The 1,032-nt window shown below is 75.4% G+C and carries 1 pseudogene; it reads left to right on the top strand.

What is annotated here, in order from left to right:
- Positions 1–575: 575 nt before the first annotated feature.
- Positions 576–1,032, top strand: a pseudogene (locus tag G4D87_RS39845) (serine/threonine protein kinase); the annotation flags it as partial.

The raw sequence follows: 1,032 nt of genomic DNA, 5'->3' as shown, positions 1-1,032 counted from the left end.
GTCCCACCCCGGGCGCTCCCGCCGCGTCCCCTGACGTCGGCACCGTTCGCAAGGCCGTGCTCCAGGCGCCTCCCGTCAAGCGGCTGGCCTCGCGCGCTCCCGCCGACGACGCACGCCCTCCGCCGCCGCCTCCCGCCGAGGCCATGACGTCCCCTCCGTCCGAGCGGCAGCACGTGCGCACCCAGCCGGGGATGCCGGTCCACCCACCGGAGCACACGGTCCGCACGCAGTTGCCGGGCACAGGCCGGGACTCGGGCGCTTCTGCACCCGCGCCGGGTGAGGCCTCCGCGCGTCAGGGCTCGCGGGCCTCGGCGGCGGATGCCCAGGCCACCGCGCGGGAACAGACCCAGGTCCGCGGGGTGCGTTCCCCGGAGCCACCCGCTCCGCCAGCGCCCGAGGATTCCCGCGCCCGGCCAATTCGCACGCCGGATACGGTCCCTGCCGCGGAGGACGCGCATCGGGTGCGTGCTGCTCGTGCGCCCGAGCCTGCCTCCGCTGGCGAGGACGCGCCTCGCGCACGTGCTCCTCGTGCGCCCGAGTCTTCTCCAGCCGGTGATGATGCACCTCGAGCCCGCGTGACTCGCACGTCGGAGACGCTTCCCGCCGCGGATGATGCGCATCGAGCCCGCGTGACTCGCACGTCGGAGACGCTTCCCGCCGCGGATGATTCGCATCGGGCACGCGTGACTCGCACGTCGGAGACGCTTCCCGCCGCGGATGATTCGCATCGGGCACGCGTGACTCGCACGTCGGAGACGCTTCCCGCCGCGGATGCACGGTCTCGCTCGTCCCGGACGCAGGACGGCCTGCGCACGGTGGCCCCGTCCGAAGCGCCCACGCCTCGCGCCGCGACGGAGGATGCATCCCGCGCCCGCGCTCCCCGCACCCAGGACGGCCTGCGCGCCTCCGTGCCCACGCCGCCCCCCGCCGAGCGCGACCTGCAGACGGCGATGATTCGCATGCCGGTGCTGCCCCCCGAGCGTGGCGAGGACACGGTTCCGGTGACGCCCTCGTCGCGCCGCTCCAGTCCTC

The sequence above is a fragment of the Myxococcus vastator genome, assembly GCF_010894475.1.
GTDB classification, from domain to species: domain Bacteria; phylum Myxococcota; class Myxococcia; order Myxococcales; family Myxococcaceae; genus Myxococcus; species Myxococcus vastator.
This window is presented reverse-complemented; position numbering and strand designations above follow the sequence as displayed.